Here is an 18,701-nt window from a genome sequence, read left to right on the forward strand (position 1 = left end):
CATGACGCGTGCGAACAGCCGTGCCGCGCGTCTGGCGCCGGTCATTGAAATGGCCGAGCGAGCCGAGCGCGAGGCGGCGCGACAGCTGGGTCATTGCCAGGGCCTGTTGAACAAGGCTGAAGTGCAGCTTGGTGAGCTCGAGCGCTATCGCGGTGACTATCAGCAGCAATGGATTACTGAGGGCCGTCAGGGCGTCTCGGGGCAGTGGCTGATGAACTACCAGCGTTTCCTGTCCCAGTTGGAAACAGCGATCGGCCAGCAGCTGCAAACGGTCAAATGGCACCGCGATAATCTGGTCAAGGCGCGCGATATCTGGCAACAGCGCTATGCTCGTCTGGAGGGCCTGCGCAAGCTGGTTCAGCGCTACATCGAGGAAGCACGGCAAGCGGAAGACAAGCGGGAGCAGAAGCTGCTCGATGAGCTGGTGCAACGGTTGCCAGTGCGAGAGCGATAGGAAGGATGTTGCCGCCAGGCTCGGCGAGTGCTAAATCTTGACGGGCTAGGTACGCATCCATAACAAGGAGTACTACATGACCATCAGCGCGCTGCCTTCGGAAGATGGACAGGAACTGACCATTCAGATCCAGGGGCGTTTCGACTTTTCCGCGCATCAAGAGTTTCGTGATGCCTACGAACGGGTGAATGCCACACCCAAACGCTATGTGGTCGACCTGAAAGGCGCCACGTACCTGGATAGTTCGGCCCTGGGGATGTTGTTGTTACTGCGCGACCACGCAGGTGGCGATCATGCACGGATCAACCTGGTGAACTGCAACCCGGACGTGCGCAAGATCCTGTCCATTTCCAACTTCGAACAATTGTTCCAGATCGGCTGACTCGCATGCCCGGGCGCCTGTCCATCCTGATTGCCGAGGACAGCGCCGCGGATCGCATGCTGTTGTCTACCATCGTCAATCGCCAGGGGCATCGCGTACTGACCGCCAGCAATGGGCTGGAGGCGGTGGCGTTGTTTGAGCAGGAGCGTCCCGCACTGGTGCTGATGGATGCCTTGATGCCGGTCATGGATGGCTTCGAGTCGGCGCGGCGGATCAAAGAGCTGTCTGGCGAGACGCTGGTCCCTATCATCTTTCTCACTTCATTGACCGAAAGCGAAGCTTTGGCTCGGTGTTTGGAGGTGGGTGACGACTTTCTTGCCAAACCTTACAACCCAATCATCCTCGAAGCCAAGATTCGCGCCATGGATCGCCTGCGCCGCCTACAGGGGACGGTGTTGCGTCAGCGTGACCTGATTGCCAAGCACAACGAACACCTGATGACCGAGCAGCGAGTGGCCAAGGCTGTGTTCGACAAGGTGGCGCACTCCGGTTGTCTGAATGCTCCGAACATCCGTTACCTGCAATCCCCCTTTGCCCTGTTCAATGGTGATTTGCTGCTGGCAGCCTTCAAGCCCTCTGGTGGCATGCATGTGCTGCTGGGCGACTTCACCGGCCATGGACTGCCGGCAGCCATCGGTGCAATGCCGTTGGCCGATGTGTTCTATGGCATGACTGCCAAGGGTTTCTCCATGGCCGAGATCCTGCGGGAGATGAATGCCAAGCTAAAACGCATTCTGCCGGTCGGCGTATTCTGTTGCACAACCTTGCTCAACCTGAGTTCGCAGCGCCGTGTGGTCGAAGTGTGGAATGGTGGTCTGCCGGATGGCTATCTGATTCATGGGAGCGATGGGACGCGGGTGCCGCTGGTGTCACGTCATCTGCCACTTGGCGTATTGGAGCCGGATGCCTTCGATGATGCGTACGAAGTGCATGCGTTGGAGCCGGGTGATCGCATCTTTCTGTTCTCCGATGGTGTGCTGGAAACCAGTGCTGCAGATGGGCAGCTGTTTGGTGATGGGCGCTTGCAGGCTGTGTTCGATGCCCTGCATCCGGTAGAGCAACTCTTCGATCAGATTCAACTCGCCCTGAGCGCCTTTCGTGGTGCCGCGCAGGATGATGTCAGCATGATCGAGGTCAGCCTGCTTGAAGAAGAGCTGTACAGTCGCCCGCCGCTGGCGTTTTCCGACAGTGGACTGAACAGCCCGCTGGATTGGTCCGCCGAGTTCGAGTTTCGTGCCCAGACCCTGAGGCGATTCAATCCATTGCCATTCCTGCTGCAGCTATTGCTTGAGGTCCAGGGGTTGAGGGGGCAGGGCGGTGCGCTGTACAGCGTGCTGGCGGAGATGTACTCCAACGCCCTTGAACATGGCGTATTGGGACTGGACTCCAGACTAAAGCGAGATGCTGAAAGCTTCGCCCAGTACTACCGTGAGCGCCGACAGCGACTGGCTGAGCTTGAGCAAGGTTATGTGCGCTTCCACCTTCAGTTGCAGCCCGAGGCCGGAGGGGGACGCTTGCGTGTAAGGGTCGAGGACAGCGGTAATGGCTTCGACGTCGCCCGCGCCCTGAGCACTGAGCGAGCAGCGGGAAGTCTCAGCGGTCGAGGCTTGCAGATGATTCGTCAGTTGAGCTCACATTGTGAATGGGCTGCGGACGGGCGTGGTGTAAGCGTGGAGTTCTGTTGGTCAGCTCAGGCATAATCAGCCGTTCTTGATCAAGGAGTGAACAGGTGTCTGAAGCCCACCTCGATGATGCGGTGCTTGCTGCGTTACAGGACGTCATGGAAGACGAATACCCGGTATTGCTCGATACTTTTCTTTCGGACTCCGACGAGCGCCTACGCAGCCTGCAAGAGGCCCACAAGGTTGCCGATGTGCAAGTCCTTCGCCTGGCTGCTCACAGCTTCAAGGGAAGTTGCAGCAATATGGGCGCGCCGTTGCTGGCAGAACTGTGCAAGCAACTGGAGGAAGTGGCCCGCCGCGAGCAATTCACTGAGGTTGCCAGCCTGATCGAGCAGATTGAGCGTGAGTTTGCCATCGTGCGCATTCTCTTTCGCGCGGAACGTCAACGTTATCGCTAGTCCCTGACGCCGCTGCTTCACTCCCTAATCCCAGCCAGCAAAACATGGCCCGCTGCTTGCTATATCCACTCAGGACCTAACCTGAACGGAGAGAGCCCATGTCCGTTGCACCCGATTTCCTGCTGCAGTCTGCGCCTGATACCAGGCCCAAGGCAGCTGCGGCAAAACCACCGACGAATAGCTCGGAGCCCAAGCAGGGCAAGGCTTCGAGCTTTTCTGATGTGTATGCAAAGGAGCGTCAGAGCAAGGCCGCCGAGCGCAAGGATGACACCACCAAGATGGCCAAGGGGAGTGGTGACTCAACTGCCTCGAAGGGTGCTGCGCCGACTGCTGCTGCCGCTGACAAACCGGCTGTTGCCGAAAGCGGCAAGGTCTTGCCGGATGATGAGGTGGACAAAGAGCCCGACGTAACCGATCCCTTGCTATTGCTTGGGCTGAATCCCCTGCTACCTGTTGAGGAGGCGGGTTTACCCAAAGCGGAAGTACCAATCGAGATGGCTGATGCGCTGTTACCGGGTGGTGCAGGGGCATTGTTAGCCAGTAGTGGCCTAACAGGTGCCACAGTGGACACCACTCAGGATCCTGAACTGGATCTCCTTGAGAGTTTGCCAGGCATGCGTCAGGCCTTGGAAATGAATGCTCAAGGGCAGCAGCCATTAAGTCCCGGTGCGCTGGCAGCCCAAAAGGCTGTAGATCCAACGGAAGGAGACTTCAACAGCAAACTGGCGGCCTTGTCTGGCGTGTTGGACGAAAACAAGGAAGGCAAAGATGATTCCGCTATCGGTGAGCGCCTTGCCAGCGCTCTGGAGATTGAACAGCCCAAAAGCCGAGAAAGCCTGACTGATGCGCGTACCGATGCATTAGCTAGCAGGCTGAGTGCTCTTAGCCAGGCTATCAGTCAACAGAACAATGTCACGCCTCGTACCCAATTGGTTCCAGGGCAGCCGCTGGCCATGCAGCAGGGCGGCTGGAGCGAGGCTGTGGTGGATCGCGTCATGTGGCTGTCGAGCCAGAACCTCAAATCGGCGGAGATTCAGCTTGATCCTGCTGAGCTGGGACGCATGGAGGTGCGCATCGATATGCGCCAGGACCAGACCCAGGTGACATTCATCAGTGCTCATGCGGGCGTACGTGAACAACTGGAGGGGCAGGTCCACCGTTTACGTGAAATGTTCATTCAGCAGGGTATGGACCAGCCCAATGTGAATGTCGGTGATCAATCGATGTCTCGTGGCTGGCAGGGGGGCGATGATGCGCGTCAGCACGCACACGGCAGCAATGGTGCCCGCTCGGACGGTGACGAAGAACAGCTTGTTGGCGTGAGCGAAATACGCGCCGGCACTACGTCGACGTCACGTGGTCTGGTCGACTATTACGCATAGGATCAGGCCGTAATCGTTGGAAAATGTGCGCCCGGTGCCGTTAAAAGCACCGGGCGCAGTCGTTTTCGGGTGACAGCGGGACTGCGCCTTGGTATATCGGCACGCTGTGTCTGCGCGACGGGAAGCAGCTATGTTGTTTACAACGTGGCATAACACTTGCCTCTAAGCCTTTGACTGCAGACAAAACCTGGAATAGCGACGGATTTTTGGCATGGCAAAGAAACAAGCGCCGCAACCCCCTGTCGAGGGTGCTCCTGGCGATACGCCGAAGGGTAAAAGCAAGCTCAAGCTCATCCTCCTGATCGTGGTGGCGTTGTTGCTTGCTGTCAGCCTGTCCGTTGGTGCTACCTGGTTCTTTCTGGGCAAGAGCAACGCGTCCGATGATGAGAAGGCTGCGACGCAGAGTTCGGTCGAAGCAGGGGCGGCAGCCAAGAAGCCTGCTATCTATGAGCAGATCGCACCGGCATTCATTGTCAACTTCAACCAACAAGGACGTCAGCGCTATATGCAGGTGAGTGTGGCGCTGATGGCGCGTGACGCGGCCGAGCTGGCTGCCCTGAAAGTGCATATGCCTATGTTGCGCAATCGCCTGGTCATGCTGTTTTCCGGGCAGGATTTCGCGAACCTGATGACACCAGTCGGCAAGGAAATGCTGCGCCAGCAAGCCACTGCCACCGTGCAGGAACTGGCGCAGAAGGAGACCGGTAAGATGGCGGTCGAACAGGTCTTGTTCACCAATTTCGTGTTGCAGTAAGGCAGGAGCTAGCCATGGCCGTTCAAGACCTGTTGTCACAGGATGAAATCGACGCGCTGTTGCATGGCGTGGACGATGGCCTGGTCGAAACCGAGGTCGATGCCGAGCCCGGTAGCGTCAAGAGCTATGACCTGACCAGCCAGGACCGTATCGTTCGCGGGCGCATGCCGACCCTGGAAATGATCAACGAGCGCTTTGCCCGCTACACCCGTATCAGTATGTTCAACCTGCTGCGCCGCTCGGCCGATGTTGCCGTGGGCGGTGTGCAGGTGATGAAGTTTGGCGAGTACGTTCACTCGCTGTATGTGCCGACCAGCCTGAATCTGGTGAAGATGAAACCTCTGCGTGGCACGGGACTGTTCATTCTCGATGCCAAACTGGTGTTCAAACTGGTCGACAACTTCTTTGGTGGCGACGGCCGTCACGCCAAGATTGAAGGGCGCGAGTTCACCCCGACCGAGTTGCGTGTGGTGCGTATGGTGCTCGACCAGGCGTTCGTCGACCTCAAGGAGGCCTGGCACGCGGTTATGGATGTCAATTTCGAGTACATCAATTCGGAAGTGAACCCGGCGCTGGCCAATATCGTCAGCCCCAGCGAAGTGATTGTCGTGTCCACTTTCCATATCGAACTGGATGGCGGCGGTGGCGACCTGCACATCACCATGCCTTATTCGATGATCGAGCCGATTCGCGAAATGCTCGATGCCGGTTTCCAATCGGATGTCGACGATCAGGACGAGCGTTGGATCAAGGCGCTGCGCGAGGATGTGCTGGATGTCAGCGTGCCATTGGCCGCTACCGTTGCCCATCGGCAGTTGCGTTTGCGCGACATCCTGCATATGCAGCCGGGCGATGTGATTCCGGTGGAGTTGCCGGAGCACGTGGTCATGCGCGCCAATGGTGTACCCACTTTCACGGTCAAGCTGGGGGCGCACAAGGGCAACCTGGCTTTCCAGGTACTGGACCCCATCGAGCGGACACGCTGAGGCGTTACCGCTACCCCCTACAGAGCCAGCCGAGGACAAACGATGGCAGACGAAAACGAAAACACCACCCCCGAAGAGCAGGCTCTGGCCGATGAGTGGGCTGCGGCACTGTCCGAAGCGGGTGACACGGAGCAGACCGATATCGATGCGCTGATGGCGCAGAGTGGCGGGGCGGCAGAGCCACTGGCCCCGAGGGCACCGATGGAAGAATTCGGTAGCGTACCGAAAGGCAGTGGGCTGTCTGTCAACCTGGATGGCCCCAACCTGGATGTGATTCTGGATATCCCGGTATCCATCTCCATGGAGGTCGGTAATACTGATATCACCATCCGGAACCTGCTGCAGCTCAACCAGGGTTCGGTGATCGAACTCGATCGACTGGCTGGCGAGCCGCTTGATGTTCTGGTCAACGGTACCTTGATCGCTCACGGTGAAGTGGTGGTGGTCAACGAGAAGTTCGGCATCCGCCTGACCGACGTGATCAGCCCCAGCGAACGCATCAAGAAGCTGCGTTGAGATAACCATGCGCAGATTTCTCAGCCTGCTGCTGGCCGCGCCGATGAGTGTGCTGGCCGATACTCCGGCGGCGCAGGTCGCCACACCCTTGGCCACGAGCAATATTGGTGGGCAACTGGTGCAATTGCTGCTGGGCCTGTTACTGGTGATTGGCCTGATTTTCGTCCTGGCCTGGGTCATGCGTCGGGTGCAGCAGATTGGTCCGCGCAGTGGCCAGGTGATCAAACTGGTAGCCAGTCAGGCACTGGGACCGCGTGATCGACTGCTGCTGGTGGAGGTGGGTGGTGAGCAACTGCTGCTGGGGCTCAGCGCAGGGCGCATCACGCCGTTGCATGTACTCAAGGAGCCGGTTGTGTCGACCGATAGCCAGCCTGCCACGCCAGAGTTTGCCCAGCGCCTGATGGAGCTGCTTGGCAAGGACAATAAGGACAAGACATGAGCGCTTGGCGCATTTTTCTGACGCTGTTGCTGGTCGTGGCGGCTCCGTTGGCGTTTGGTGCCGATAATCCTTTGTCGATCCCGGCCATTACCCTGAGCACTGACGCCCAAGGCCAGCAAGAGTACTCGGTCAGCCTGCAGATTCTGCTGATCATGACAGCGCTGAGCTTCATTCCGGCGTTCGTCATGCTGATGACCAGCTTCACCCGTATCATCATCGTGTTTTCGATCCTGCGTCAGGCACTTGGCCTGCAGCAGACACCGTCGAACCAGATCCTGACGGGCATGGCGCTGTTTCTGACAATGTTCATCATGGCGCCGGTGTTCGACCAGATTAATCGTGAAGCGCTACAGCCGTACCTCAATGATCAACTGCCGGCACAAGAGGCGATCCTCAAGGCTGAAGGCCCGATCAAGAACTTCATGCTGGGGCAGACACGAACGTCGGACCTGGAGCTGTTCGTGCGTCTTTCCAAGCGCACGGATATTGCCTCGCCAGAGCAGACGCCGTTGACCATCCTTATTCCGGCGTTCGTCACGTCGGAGCTGAAGACCGCGTTCCAGATTGGCTTCATGATCTTCATTCCATTTCTGATCATCGACATGGTCGTGGCCAGTATTCTCATGGCTATGGGTATGATGATGCTGTCACCGCTGATCATCTCATTGCCGTTCAAGATCATGCTGTTCGTGCTGGTGGATGGCTGGGCACTGATCATCGGTACCTTGGCCGGCAGTTTCGGCACTCTTTAGCGAGGTTCAGATGACGCCGGAAATCGCTGTCGACCTGTTTCGTGAGGCGCTTTGGCTGACTGCCATGATCGTCGGCCTGATGGTTATGCCAAGCCTGCTAGTCGGCCTATTGGTTGCAATGTTCCAGGCCGCGACGCAGATTAACGAACAGACGTTGAGCTTCGTGCCCCGCCTGTTGGTCATGCTGCTCACGCTGATCTGGGCGGGGCCGTGGCTGGTGCGTGAACTCATGGAGTACACGCAGAACCTTGTCCAGAACATCCCGCTGTTGATTGGCTGATGTTGGAGCTGACCGAAGCACAGATTGGCGGCTGGATAGGACAGTTCCTTCTGCCACTGTTTCGCATTGCTTCGATGTTGATGGTTATGCCGATCATTGGTACCCAGTTGGTGCCCACGCGAGTACGTCTTTATCTCGCCTTGGCCATCAGTGCCCTGCTTGTTCCGACCTTGCCGCCGATGCCGCAGGTCGATGCGATCAGCCTGCAATCCATGCTGCTGATTGGTGAGGAAGTGCTGATCGGCGTGATGTTCGGCTTCGTTCTGCAACTGTATTTCCAACTGTTCACTATCGCGGGACAGATCATTGCCATGCAGATGGGGCTGGGTTTTGCCTCGATGGTCGATCCATCCAATGGTGTATCGGTCCCGGTGATCGGGCAGTTCCTGCTGATGTTGGTGACCTTGTTGTTCCTGGCCATGAATGGCCATCTGGTAGTGTTCGAGGTACTGGCGGAGAGCTTCGTTACCCTGCCAGCAGGTGGTGGCCTGCTGACCAATCATTACTGGGTACTGGCCGGCAAGTTGAGTTGGGTGTTGGCGGCGGGGCTATTATTGGCCCTGCCTATCATTACGGCATTGCTGGTGATCAACCTGGCGTTTGGTGTGATGACTCGAGCCGCGCCACAATTGAACATCTTCTCCATCGGTTTTCCCCTGACATTAGTTGTTGGGATGTTCATCTTCTGGGTTGGTCTGTCCGATTTCCTAGCTCATTTCCAGGTGCTGACGACCGAGGCTCTGCAACAGCTGCGCGAACTGGCGCAGGTGCCATAGGAGGCTCGTATGGCAGAAAGCGAGAGCGGGGCAGAAAAGAGCGAGGAACCCACCAGTAAGCGCCAGGAAGAGGCGCGCAAGAAAGGGCAGATCGCCCGCTCCCGCGAACTCAATACCCTGGCGATCACCTTTTCTGGTGCAGCCGCCTTGCTTATGTACGGCGGGCAGATGGCGGACGGGTTGCTAGGCATCATGCGTGGCAGTTTTTCCTTGTCACGTGAAGTGTTGATGGATGAAGGCTCCATGTCGCTTCACTTGCTGGCGGCGGGTAAAGCCGCTGCTGAGTTGCTGCAACCCTTCATCACGATTTTGATGATTGCCGCGATTCTCGGCCCGATTGCGCTGGGTGGCTGGTTGTTCTCCATGGAGGCGATGCAGCCGAAGTTCAGCCGGATGAATCCTCTGGCTGGGCTCAAGCGCATGTTCTCGCCCAAGGCCTTGGTCGAACTGCTAAAGGCATTGGCCAAGTTCGTGATCATCCTATTGGTGGCTTTGGCTGTACTTTCGTCCGATCAGGATGACCTACTGGCGATCGCCAACGAGCCTCTTGAATCAGCTATTTTGCACAGTGCACAGATTGTTGGCTGGAGCGCCTTGTGGTTGGCCAGCGGGCTGATCCTGATCGCTGCTGTCGATGTGCCGTTCCAGCTCTGGGATTCGAAGCAGAAGCTCAAGATGACCAAGCAGGAGGTGCGTGACGAGTACAAGGACAGTGAGGGCAAACCCGAGGTCAAGTCGAAGATTCGCCAGATGCAGCGCGAAATGGCTGAGCGTCGGATGATGCAGGCTATCCCGGATGCCGATGTGGTGATTACCAACCCGACGCACTTCGCCGTGGCGCTCAAATACGACCCGACCAAGGGCAATGCTCCGGTGTTGTTGGCAAAAGGTGGTGATTTCCTGGCGCTGAAGATTCGTGAAATCGCTCAGGAGCACAAGGTCACGTTGCTTGAGTCACCGGCGTTGGCGCGAGCGGTGTATTTCTCCACCGAGATCGATAACGAGATTCCTGCCGGTCTTTACCTGGCGGTCGCTCAGGTGCTGGCTTACGTCTACCAGCTCAAGCAGTTCCGCTCCGGCAAAGCCAAGCGTCCCGATCCGCTCCGGGATCTCCCCATTCCGCCTGACCTGCAGCGTGATCGCTGAGTCTTTGAGGCGATCGCACTGCATTTTCGCCAAGTTGGAATACTTCTTGCGATAAGCCTGGCCAGACGCCATCTCGCGTCAAAAGTTTGAACGGCTGGGGATATGACGTGGCAGTAGACAGAGCGCAACTGATCGGCAACATGCGCAGCATGGGACGCGGCAACTTTGGCGTGCCTATCCTGTTGCTGGTAATGCTCGGCATGATGATGCTGCCGGTGCCGCCGTTCCTGCTGGATGTCTTCTTCACCTTCAACATCGCGCTGTCCATCGTCGTCCTGCTGGTTTGCGTGTATGCGCTGCGCCCGCTGGATTTTGCCGTGTTCCCCACCATCCTGTTGATTGCCACGCTATTGCGTCTGGCCCTGAACGTCGCATCGACGCGCGTCGTGCTGCTGCATGGCCAGGACGGGCATGACGCGGCCGGTAAGGTCATTCAGGCTTTCGGTGAGGTGGTGGTCGGCGGTAACTATGTGGTCGGTGCGGTGGTCTTCGCCATCTTGATGATCATCAACTTCGTTGTGGTTACCAAAGGTGCAGGGCGTATCTCCGAGGTGAGCGCACGCTTTACCCTGGATGCCATGCCGGGCAAGCAGATGGCCATCGATGCGGACCTCAATTCAGGGCTTATCGATCAGGTCGAGGCCAAGCGCCGGCGTGTCGAGGTGGCTCAAGAGGCGGATTTCTACGGTTCCATGGACGGTGCCAGCAAGTTCGTTCGTGGTGATGCCATTGCTGGCCTGCTGATCCTGTTCATCAACCTGATCGGCGGGATTGCCATCGGTGTCCTGCAGCACAACCTGAGTTTCAGCGAAGCAGGGAAGATCTATTCGCTGTTGACCATCGGTGATGGCCTGGTCGCCCAGATTCCGTCGCTTCTGCTGTCGACCGCCGCAGCGATCATGGTGACCCGTGTTTCCAGCTCGGAAGACATGGGTGCCCAGGTCAATCGACAAATGTTCACCTCACCCAAGGCGCTTGCCGTATCGGCTGCCATTCTGGTTGCCATGGGCTTGGTACCGGGGATGCCACATGTCTCGTTCATCGGCCTGGGTGCTATCGCAGCTGGCGCGGCCTATTGGATCTGGCACAAGAAGAACAAGGTTAAGGTCGAGGCCGAGCAGGAGGTTCAGCGCCAACAAGAGCTGCTGCCGGCGCAGAAGGCCCAAGAGGTCAAGGAACTGGGCTGGGATGATGTAACGCCCGTCGACATGGTCGGCTTGGAGGTAGGCTACCGGCTGATTCCTCTAGTCGACCGCAACCAAGGTGGGCAGTTGCTGGCGCGGATCAAAGGTGTGCGCAAGAAGCTGTCGCAGGAGATGGGCTTTCTCATGCCCTCGGTGCATATTCGCGACAACCTGGACCTGCAGCCCAATGCCTACCGTTTGACATTGATGGGTGTCAGCGTGGCCGAGGCCGAGGTGTATCCGGAGCGCGAGCTTGCCATTAACTCAGGGCAGGTATTTGGCACGCTCAATGGTATCGCCGCCAAAGATCCGGCATTTGGTCTGGAGGCGGTGTGGATCGACCCAAATCAGCGTGACCAGGCGCAGTCGCTTGGTTACACCGTGGTGGATGCCAGCACGGTCGTTGCCACGCACCTTAATCAAGTGCTGCACAAACATGCCCATGAGCTGATTGGGCATGAGGAAGTGCAGCAGCTCATGCAATTGCTGGCCAAGAGCTCGCCCAAGCTGGCCGAGGAGCTGGTGCCGGGCCTGGTCTCGTTGTCTACCTTGCTCAAAGTGCTGCAGAGCCTCTTGCAGGAGCAGGTGCCGGTGCGAGACGTGCGGACCATTGCCGAAGCCATCGCCAATACGGCGCCGAAGAGTCAAGATCCCGCCGCGATGGTGGCGGCAGTTCGGATCGCACTTTCCCGTGCAATCGTGCAAAGCATTGTGGGACTAGAGCCGGAGCTGCCGGTGATCACTCTGGACCCAAGGTTGGAACAGATATTGCTCAATAGTCTGCAGAAGGCCGGTCAGGGCTCCGAGGATGGCATTCTCCTCGAGCCTGGTATGGCGGAAAAGCTGCAACGCTCCCTGGTGGATGCGGCGCAGCGCCAGGAAATGCTCGGCAAACCAGTGATCCTGCTGGTGGCCGGTCCGGTCCGGGCGATGCTCTCGCGCTTTGCGCGGCTCGCTGTACCGTCCATGCATGTTCTGGCCTACCAGGAAATACCGGATAACAAGCAGGTCACCATCGTCGCCACGGTGGGACAGAACTGAGGGCTCTAAGCCATGCAAGTCAAACGTTTCTTCGCCGCCGATATGCGTCAGGCCATGAAGCTGGTACGCGATGAGCTGGGCGCCGATGCCGCGATCATCGGTAATCGCCGCGTGGCCGGTGGTGTGGAATTGACTGCTGCACTGGATTATCAGATGCCTGTGGAACCGGTGCGTCAGCCGAATGCCGCGTTGGAAGCAGAGCTGCGCAAGACCCAGGCAAAGATTGCCAACGCCGAGGCCGATCTGGCCAGCCGCCTGATTGCCGATGAGCGCAAGGACCGCCAGTTGTTTGCCAATGAGTCCGTAGTGGCCCCCGAACTGCCTGCTTCGCTGGTCAAGCCGCAGCGTCCGGTTGCTCCGCCGACTCCTGCTGCCGTGAGCGCAGCGCCTGTCGATCAACGTGCGCTGGATGCCATGCGCTCCGAACTGCACGGTCTGCGTGAGCTGATCGAGGTGCAACTCGGCTCCATTGCCTGGGGGCAGATGCAGAATAAACGCCCGCAGCAGGCCAACCTGTGGCGCCGCCTGCAACGCATGGGGTTGCCAGCCGAGCTGTCTCGGACATTGCTGGAGCGCGTTGGCAAGGAAAGTGATCCACGCCAAGCCTGGCGCATGCTGTTGGCGCACCTGGCGCATACGATCAAGACGCCCAAGGAAGAGCCTCTGGAGGAGGGCGGTGTTATCGCTCTGGTGGGCCCGGCCGGCATGGGCAAGACCACCACGCTGGCCAAGCTGGCCGCTCGCTATGTACTCAAATATGGCCCGCAGAGCATCGCGCTGGTCAGCATGGACAGCTTCCGCATCGGTGCTCAGGAACAGTTGAAAACCCTCGGCCGCATTCTCGATGTCTCGGTGACGCAGATCGATCCGGGCCAGTCGCTGGTTCAAGCGTTGGCGCCGCTGGCACGCAAGCGCGTCGTGTTGATCGACACGGCAGGTTTGCCGGCTAACGACCCGGCACTGCGTATGCAGCTGGAAAGCCTTGCCGGACGAGGCGTCAAGGCCAAGAATTACCTGGTATTGGCCGCTACCAGCCAGAGCCAGGTGCTCAAGGCGGCCTATCATAGTTACAAGCGTTGCGGCCTTTCCGGCTGCATTATCAGCAAGCTCGACGAAGCAACCAGTCTGGGTGAAGTTTTAGGGCTGGCTATCAGCCAGCATCTACCGGTAGCCTATCTCACTGATGGGCCAAAAATTCCGGATGACCTGCAGGTTCCACGCAGCCACCAATTGGTTAGCCGGGCAGTGAGTTTGCAGGCGCCGGAAGATCCGAGCGAGGAAGCCATGGCGGACGTATTCGCCGGTCTCTATCAGAACCCCACTCGGCATGCGAGCTAGTGGGTGGTAGGGTCCAAGGTATTCCAGTGTTGAGGAAGGGTCGGGAGATTTTCCGGCCAGCCCAATCCAGGCAAGACAAGGTGTATAGAAACCATGGGTAGTAGGCATCCCGTACAGGTGATCGCAGTGACCGGCGGCAAGGGTGGCGTCGGCAAGACCAATGTGTCGGTGAATCTTTCACTGGCACTGGCCGACCTTGGTCGACGGGTCATGCTGATGGATGCCGACCTCGGCCTTGCCAACGTCGACGTACTGCTCGGCCTGACCGCCAAGCGCACCCTGGCGGATGTGATTTCCGGTGAGTGCGATCTCAAGGATGTGCTCATTCAGGGCCCCGGCGGCATTCGTATCGTGCCCGCCGCCTCGGGCACACAGAGCATGGTGCAACTGACGCCCATGCAGCATGCCGGCCTGATCCAGGCGTTCAGCGATATCAGTGACAACCTTGATGTCCTGGTAGTCGATACCGCAGCGGGTATCGGCGATGGTGTTGTCAGCTTCGTGCGCGCCGCTCAGGAAGTGATCGTGGTGGTCTGTGATGAGCCGACGTCGATTACGGATGCCTACGCCCTGATCAAACTGCTCAACCGGGATTACGGCATGAGCCGTTTCCGTGTGCTGGCCAACATGGCCCACAGCCCTCAGGAAGGCCGCAACCTGTTTGCTAAGCTGACCAAGGTAACCGACCGTTTTCTCGATGTGGCCCTGCAGTATGTTGGAGCTGTGCCCTATGACGAATCAGTCCGCAAGGCCGTGCAGAAACAGCGCGCGGTATACGAAGCCTTCCCGCGCTCGAAGTGCGCACTGGCGTTCAAGGCGATAGCCCAGAAAGTCGACACGTGGCCGTTGCCGGCCAATCCGCGTGGCCATCTGGAGTTTTTCGTCGAGCGCCTCGTGCAGCAACCGGTTGCGGGCTCGGCCGTATGACAGCAGCCAATGGACTTCTTATGTACAGCAAGGCCCGGGAGCAAGACTCTCAGCATCAACTGGTCGAGCGCTATGCACCGCTGGTCAAGCGCATCGCCTATCACCTGCTGGCACGCCTGCCGGCCAGTGTTCAGGTTGATGACCTGACGCAGGCCGGAATGATCGGCCTGCTCGAAGCCTCGAAGAAATACGATGGCAGCAAGGGTGCCAGTTTTGAAACCTACGCCGGTATCCGCATTCGTGGTGCGATGCTCGATGAGGTGCGCAAGGGCGATTGGGCACCACGTTCGGTACACCGCAATACTCGAATGGTCAGCGATGCCATCCGGGTAATTGAGGCCCGAACCGGCCGAGATGCTAAAGATCAAGAAGTTGCAGCCGAACTCCAATTGAGTCTCGAGGATTACTACGGCATTCTTGGCGACACTTTGGGCAGCCGTTTGTTCAGTTTCGACGACCTCATGCAGGACGGTGAACATGGCGGCGGACTGCATGAAGATACCGGTAGCACCCAGACAGAACCTCTGCACGAACTGGAAGATGAGCGTTTCCAGGCGGCGTTGGCCGATGCCATCTCCAACCTGCCTGAGCGTGAACGTCTGGTTTTGGCGTTGTATTACGACGAAGAACTGAATCTCAAGGAAATCGGTGAGGTCCTGGGCGTCAGTGAGTCGCGTGTCAGCCAGCTGCACAGTCAGTGCGCGGCTCGCTTGCGCGCTCGTCTGGGAGAGTGGCGCGCACGCTGACGAATTACCGGTTTCATGATTGCGACGTTGCCGGGAGCCGGTAATGTTTAGGACTGTACGGAGGTCGACTTGGACAAGAATATGAAAATCCTCATCGTTGACGACTTTTCGACGATGCGACGGATCATCAAGAACCTCTTGCGCGATTTGGGTTTCACCAATACCGCCGAGGCTGACGATGGCACTACAGCATTGCCGATGCTGCATAGCGGCAGCTTCGATTTTCTCGTAACCGACTGGAACATGCCCGGGATGACCGGGATCGACCTGTTGCGTGCCGTGCGCGCCGATGAGCGACTCAAGACCTTGCCTGTACTCATGGTGACTGCTGAAGCCAAGCGCGATCAGATCATCGAGGCTGCTCAGGCCGGGGTGAATGGCTATGTGGTCAAGCCGTTCACGGCCCAGGTTCTGAAAGAGAAGATCGAAAAAATCTTCGAGCGGGTTAATGGCTGATGTCCGCCACGAGGGCGCTATGGCACACGATGAATCCTCTCAGGACGATCTCGAATCGGTTCTGAAAACCCATGCACGGCAGCTCGTGGATAGCCTGGAAAAAGGCAATTTCGGTGAGGCTGTACAAGTCATCTACGAGCTGAATCAGACGCGTGACCGCGGCCTGTATCAGGAGGTGGGTAAGCTCACCCGCGAGCTGCACAATGCCATTGTCAATTTTCAGATTGACCCGCGCATGCCGCACGCCAGCGAAATTTCGCAGATCACGGATGCTACCGAGCGCTTGTCCTATGTCGTGCAGATGACCGAGAAAGCGGCCAATCGCACGATGGATCTGGTGGAGCAAAGCGCTCCCCTGGTCAATGACCTGGGAAGTGAGGCGCAGGCATTGAGTGCCGACTGGGGGCGCTTCATGCGCCGTGAGTTGAGCGCGGATGCCTTCCGCGAACTGGCCAAGCGCATCGAACTGTTCCTTGCCCATAGCGAACGTGACAGCCAGAAGCTGTCCTCGCATCTGAATGACATTCTTTTGGCGCAGGACTACCAGGACCTCACGGGGCAGGTGATCAAGCGGGTTACGCAATTGGTCACCGAGGTGGAGAGCAACCTGCTCAAACTGGTGTTGATGGCCAGTCATGTGGACCGGTTTGCCGGCATCGAGCATGACCATCACGCATTGCGCACCGAGCAAGCACAACAAAAAGAACCTTCCAGGGGTGAAGGTCCGCAGATTCATGCCGATAAGCGTGAGGACGTCGCATCCAATCAGGATGATGTCGACGATCTGTTGTCCAGTCTTGGATTTTAGGGCTCTAACAGAGCCTTTGGAGCGCAATCGATGAGCTTCGACGCCGATGAGGAGATTCTCCAGGACTTCCTGGTAGAGGCCGGCGAAATTCTTGAGTTACTGTCCGAGCAACTGGTCGAGCTGGAAAGCCGCCCGGATGACATGGATTTGCTCAACGCGATCTTCCGTGGTTTCCACACGGTCAAAGGTGGTGCCGGCTTCCTGCAGCTGAATGAGCTGGTGGAGTGCTGCCATATCGCGGAAAACGTCTTCGACATTCTGCGCAAAGGCGAGCGGCGAGTAACCGCCGAACTGATGGACGTGGTGCTGCAAGCGCTGGATGCCGTCAACGGCATGTTCAGCGAAGTGCGCGAGCGAGTAGAGCCCACGCCTGCATCGCCTGAGCTGCTGGCCGCCCTGGCGCGTCTGGCAGACCCTTCCTATGTCGATACCGAACCTGCAGCAGAGCCAGAACCAGAGTCGGCAGCGCAGGAAGAAGCCGCTACAGGTGATATCACCGACAGTGAGTTCGAGCAGTTGCTCGACGCTATCAGCGAGCCAGCAGATAAGCCGAGCACCGCGGCTGTGCCAGCCTCGGGTGATGAAATCACCGATGACGAATTCGAGGCGCTGCTCGATCAACTGCATGGCAAGGGCAAGTTCGTCGAGCCAAAGGAAGCGCCGCCGGCGACACCCGCAGCCCCTCAATCGCCTGCCGCTTCAGGTGATGAAATCACCGATGACGAGTTCGAGGCGCTGCTCGACCAATTGCATGGCAAGGGTAAGTTCGCCGAACCGGCAGCGGAGGTACCGCAAGCCGCCGCGCCAGCCGCTGCCAATGGCGATACGATTACCGACGATGAGTTCGAAGCGCTGCTCGACCAGATGCATGGCAAGGGCAAGTTCAACGAAGAAGCCATCAAGGTTGAGCCGCCAGTTCTGGCCAAGCCCGAGCCGGCTGCCAGCAAACCCGCAGCCAAACCGGCCGCTAAGCCTGCTGCAAAACCTGTAGCCAAACCAGAACCTGTCAAGGCCGCCGCCCCAGCCGCCGACAAGGCCCCAGCAGCTGCCAGTGAAGCGGAAACCACGGTACGTGTGGACACCGCTCGCCTGGACGAGATCATGAATATGGTCGGTGAGCTGGTGCTGGTGCGCAATCGACTGGTACGGCTTGGCCTCAACAGTGGCGACGAAGCCATGGCCAAGGCGGTGTCCAACCTCGACGTGGTGACTGCAGACCTGCAGACCTCGGTGATGAAGACCCGCATGCAGCCGATCAAGAAGGTCTTCGGCCGCTTCCCTCGGCTGGTCCGCGATCTGGCGCGCAACCTGAAGAAAGAGATCAACCTTGAGCTGGTGGGCGAGGAGACCGATCTCGACAAGAACCTTGTCGAGGCCCTCGCCGATCCGTTGGTGCACCTGGTGCGCAATGCGGTTGACCACGGTATCGAAACCCCTGAGGAGCGCGAAGCCTCCGGCAAGTCTCGTGGTGGTCGCGTGATCCTGTCGGCCGAGCAGGAAGGTGATCACATCCTGTTGTCGATTTCCGATGACGGCAAAGGGATGGACGCCGACGTGCTGCGTGCCAAGGCAGTGGAGAAAGGGCTGCTGGACAAGGATGCGGCTGATCGGCTGAACGAGTTCGAATGTTACAACCTGATCTTCGCCCCAGGATTCTCCACCAAGACGGAGATCTCCGACGTTTCCGGCCGTGGCGTGGGCATGGATGTGGTGAAAACCAAGATTTCCCAGCTCAACGGCACCGTCAACGTGTTCTCGGTCAAGGGGCAGGGCTCGAAGATCGTCATCAAGGTGCCGTTGACGCTGGCGATCATGCCGACCCTGATGGTGATGCTGGGCAACCAGGCGTTTGCCTTCCCGTTGGTCAATGTCAACGAAATCTTCCACCTGGACCTGTCCCGCACCAACGTTGTGGATGGCCAGGAAGTGGTGATCGTGCGTGACAAGGCACTGCCACTCTTTTACCTAAAGCGTTGGCTGGTACGTGGTGCGAACCATGAAGAGCAGCGTGAAGGCCATGTCGTGATTCTGACCGTGGGCAGCCAGCGCATCGGTTTTGTCGTCGATCAATTGGTCGGCCAGGAAGAAGTGGTAATCAAGCCTCTCGGTAAAATGCTGCAGGGCACGCCAGGCATGTCCGGCGCGACCATTACCGGCGATGGGCGAATTGCCCTGATCCTCGACGTACCAAGCATGCTCAAGCGCTACGCACGTCGCATCTGATTGATCGTGGTCAGGCATCGCCGACCGCTCA

The 18,701-nt window shown here is 58.4% G+C and carries 20 protein-coding genes; all 20 read left to right on the top strand.

The features are described 5' to 3' along the window. The first annotated feature begins 1 nt into the window (after position 1). The 20 genes from fliJ to ACWPW0_RS10905 all read left to right on the top strand — a co-directional run bounded on the left by fliJ (position 2) and on the right by ACWPW0_RS10905 (position 18,670). Complete coding sequence (gene fliJ / locus ACWPW0_RS10810) at positions 2 to 454, top strand: flagellar export protein FliJ (protein WP_447591900.1); 453 nt, start codon at positions 2 to 4, stop codon at positions 452 to 454. A gap of 76 nt (positions 455 to 530) precedes the next feature. Continuing rightward, positions 531 to 836 (top strand): STAS domain-containing protein, encoded by a 306-nt coding sequence (locus ACWPW0_RS10815; protein ID WP_447591898.1) that lies wholly within the window; start codon positions 531 to 533, stop codon positions 834 to 836. Between the two features lie 5 nt (positions 837 to 841). After that, positions 842 to 2,536, top strand: a complete 1,695-nt coding sequence (locus tag ACWPW0_RS10820; RefSeq protein ID WP_454255326.1) for a fused response regulator/phosphatase — start codon at positions 842 to 844, stop codon at positions 2,534 to 2,536. A 29-nt stretch (positions 2,537 to 2,565) separates the two neighbouring features. After that, the gene (locus ACWPW0_RS10825) at positions 2,566 to 2,916 is read left to right on the top strand and encodes an Hpt domain-containing protein (RefSeq protein WP_447591894.1); all 351 of its coding nucleotides are present in this window, start codon (positions 2,566 to 2,568) and stop codon (positions 2,914 to 2,916) included. Between the two features lie 98 nt (positions 2,917 to 3,014). After that, on the top strand, positions 3,015 to 4,298 hold the full coding sequence (locus tag ACWPW0_RS10830; RefSeq protein ID WP_454255327.1) for a flagellar hook-length control protein FliK: 1,284 nt from the start codon (positions 3,015 to 3,017) through the stop codon (positions 4,296 to 4,298). Positions 4,299 to 4,509: 211 nt separating this feature from the next. After that, positions 4,510 to 5,052: a flagellar basal body-associated protein FliL gene (fliL, locus tag ACWPW0_RS10835; protein ID WP_447591890.1), complete on the top strand. Its 543-nt coding sequence runs from the start codon at positions 4,510 to 4,512 to the stop codon at positions 5,050 to 5,052. A 14-nt stretch (positions 5,053 to 5,066) separates the two neighbouring features. After that, positions 5,067 to 6,038 (top strand): flagellar motor switch protein FliM, encoded by a 972-nt coding sequence (gene fliM, locus ACWPW0_RS10840; RefSeq protein WP_454255328.1) that lies wholly within the window; start codon positions 5,067 to 5,069, stop codon positions 6,036 to 6,038. Positions 6,039 to 6,080: 42 nt separating this feature from the next. After that, positions 6,081 to 6,554, top strand: coding sequence for a flagellar motor switch protein FliN (gene fliN / locus ACWPW0_RS10845; protein WP_447591887.1), 474 nt, complete (start codon positions 6,081 to 6,083; stop codon positions 6,552 to 6,554). A gap of 7 nt (positions 6,555 to 6,561) precedes the next feature. After that, entirely contained in the window at positions 6,562 to 6,993 is a 432-nt protein-coding gene (gene fliO, locus ACWPW0_RS10850) for a flagellar biosynthetic protein FliO (protein WP_454255329.1), read from the top strand. Then, the gene (fliP, locus tag ACWPW0_RS10855) at positions 6,990 to 7,745 is read left to right on the top strand and encodes a flagellar type III secretion system pore protein FliP (RefSeq protein ID WP_447591884.1); all 756 of its coding nucleotides are present in this window, start codon (positions 6,990 to 6,992) and stop codon (positions 7,743 to 7,745) included. The genes fliO and fliP overlap by 4 nt, the downstream gene beginning before the upstream one ends. Before the next feature lie 10 nt (positions 7,746 to 7,755). Beyond that, positions 7,756 to 8,025: a flagellar biosynthesis protein FliQ gene (gene fliQ / locus ACWPW0_RS10860; RefSeq protein ID WP_447591882.1), complete on the top strand. Its 270-nt coding sequence runs from the start codon at positions 7,756 to 7,758 to the stop codon at positions 8,023 to 8,025. Beyond that, positions 8,025 to 8,801: a flagellar biosynthetic protein FliR gene (fliR, locus tag ACWPW0_RS10865; protein WP_447591880.1), complete on the top strand. Its 777-nt coding sequence runs from the start codon at positions 8,025 to 8,027 to the stop codon at positions 8,799 to 8,801. Before fliQ ends, fliR begins: the two co-directional genes overlap by 1 nt. A 9-nt stretch (positions 8,802 to 8,810) precedes the next feature. Then, positions 8,811 to 9,947, top strand: coding sequence for a flagellar biosynthesis protein FlhB (gene flhB, locus ACWPW0_RS10870; RefSeq protein WP_454255330.1), 1,137 nt, complete (start codon positions 8,811 to 8,813; stop codon positions 9,945 to 9,947). 140 nt (positions 9,948 to 10,087) lie between these two features. Then, the gene (flhA, locus tag ACWPW0_RS10875; protein ID WP_447595654.1) at positions 10,088 to 12,172 is read left to right on the top strand and encodes a flagellar biosynthesis protein FlhA; all 2,085 of its coding nucleotides are present in this window, start codon (positions 10,088 to 10,090) and stop codon (positions 12,170 to 12,172) included. A 12-nt stretch (positions 12,173 to 12,184) separates the two neighbouring features. Then, positions 12,185 to 13,510 (top strand): flagellar biosynthesis protein FlhF, encoded by a 1,326-nt coding sequence (flhF, locus tag ACWPW0_RS10880; protein ID WP_447591876.1) that lies wholly within the window; start codon positions 12,185 to 12,187, stop codon positions 13,508 to 13,510. Positions 13,511 to 13,594: 84 nt separating this feature from the next. Continuing rightward, positions 13,595 to 14,437, top strand: a complete 843-nt coding sequence (fleN, locus tag ACWPW0_RS10885) for a flagellar synthesis regulator FleN (protein ID WP_447595653.1) — start codon at positions 13,595 to 13,597, stop codon at positions 14,435 to 14,437. Beyond that, positions 14,434 to 15,183, top strand: coding sequence for an RNA polymerase sigma factor FliA (gene fliA, locus ACWPW0_RS10890; RefSeq protein ID WP_447591874.1), 750 nt, complete (start codon positions 14,434 to 14,436; stop codon positions 15,181 to 15,183). The genes fleN and fliA overlap by 4 nt, the downstream gene beginning before the upstream one ends. Positions 15,184 to 15,264: 81 nt before the next feature. Continuing rightward, positions 15,265 to 15,639 (top strand): chemotaxis response regulator CheY, encoded by a 375-nt coding sequence (locus ACWPW0_RS10895; RefSeq protein WP_447591872.1) that lies wholly within the window; start codon positions 15,265 to 15,267, stop codon positions 15,637 to 15,639. Between the two features lie 19 nt (positions 15,640 to 15,658). Next, positions 15,659 to 16,447 (top strand): protein phosphatase CheZ, encoded by a 789-nt coding sequence (locus ACWPW0_RS10900; RefSeq protein ID WP_447591871.1) that lies wholly within the window; start codon positions 15,659 to 15,661, stop codon positions 16,445 to 16,447. Positions 16,448 to 16,477: 30 nt separating this feature from the next. Further along, positions 16,478 to 18,670: a chemotaxis protein CheA gene (locus ACWPW0_RS10905; RefSeq protein ID WP_454255331.1), complete on the top strand. Its 2,193-nt coding sequence runs from the start codon at positions 16,478 to 16,480 to the stop codon at positions 18,668 to 18,670. Positions 18,671 to 18,701 lie beyond the last annotated feature (31 nt).

This window comes from Pseudomonas sp. Marseille-Q8238 (genome assembly GCF_965111915.1).

What these genes read in the sequence shown, in the direction of transcription:
- fliJ (WP_447591900.1), top strand. Translation starts at nt 2, where the DNA reads ATGACGCGTGCGAACAGCCGTGCCGCGCGTCTGGCGCCGGTCATTGAA.
- ACWPW0_RS10815 (WP_447591898.1), top strand. Translation starts at nt 531, where the DNA reads ATGACCATCAGCGCGCTGCCTTCGGAAGATGGACAGGAACTGACCATT.
- ACWPW0_RS10820 (WP_454255326.1), top strand. Translation starts at nt 842, where the DNA reads ATGCCCGGGCGCCTGTCCATCCTGATTGCCGAGGACAGCGCCGCGGAT.
- ACWPW0_RS10830 (WP_454255327.1), top strand. Translation starts at nt 3,015, where the DNA reads ATGTCCGTTGCACCCGATTTCCTGCTGCAGTCTGCGCCTGATACCAGG.
- fliL (WP_447591890.1), top strand. Translation starts at nt 4,510, where the DNA reads ATGGCAAAGAAACAAGCGCCGCAACCCCCTGTCGAGGGTGCTCCTGGC.
- fliM (WP_454255328.1), top strand. Translation starts at nt 5,067, where the DNA reads ATGGCCGTTCAAGACCTGTTGTCACAGGATGAAATCGACGCGCTGTTG.
- fliN (WP_447591887.1), top strand. Translation starts at nt 6,081, where the DNA reads ATGGCAGACGAAAACGAAAACACCACCCCCGAAGAGCAGGCTCTGGCC.
- fliO (WP_454255329.1), top strand. Translation starts at nt 6,562, where the DNA reads ATGCGCAGATTTCTCAGCCTGCTGCTGGCCGCGCCGATGAGTGTGCTG.
- fliP (WP_447591884.1), top strand. Translation starts at nt 6,990, where the DNA reads ATGAGCGCTTGGCGCATTTTTCTGACGCTGTTGCTGGTCGTGGCGGCT.
- fliQ (WP_447591882.1), top strand. Translation starts at nt 7,756, where the DNA reads ATGACGCCGGAAATCGCTGTCGACCTGTTTCGTGAGGCGCTTTGGCTG.
- fliR (WP_447591880.1), top strand. Translation starts at nt 8,025, where the DNA reads ATGTTGGAGCTGACCGAAGCACAGATTGGCGGCTGGATAGGACAGTTC.
- flhB (WP_454255330.1), top strand. Translation starts at nt 8,811, where the DNA reads ATGGCAGAAAGCGAGAGCGGGGCAGAAAAGAGCGAGGAACCCACCAGT.
- flhA (WP_447595654.1), top strand. Translation starts at nt 10,088, where the DNA reads ATGCGCAGCATGGGACGCGGCAACTTTGGCGTGCCTATCCTGTTGCTG.
- flhF (WP_447591876.1), top strand. Translation starts at nt 12,185, where the DNA reads ATGCAAGTCAAACGTTTCTTCGCCGCCGATATGCGTCAGGCCATGAAG.
- fliA (WP_447591874.1), top strand. Translation starts at nt 14,434, where the DNA reads ATGACAGCAGCCAATGGACTTCTTATGTACAGCAAGGCCCGGGAGCAA.
- ACWPW0_RS10895 (WP_447591872.1), top strand. Translation starts at nt 15,265, where the DNA reads ATGAAAATCCTCATCGTTGACGACTTTTCGACGATGCGACGGATCATC.
- ACWPW0_RS10900 (WP_447591871.1), top strand. Translation starts at nt 15,659, where the DNA reads ATGGCACACGATGAATCCTCTCAGGACGATCTCGAATCGGTTCTGAAA.
- ACWPW0_RS10905 (WP_454255331.1), top strand. Translation starts at nt 16,478, where the DNA reads ATGAGCTTCGACGCCGATGAGGAGATTCTCCAGGACTTCCTGGTAGAG.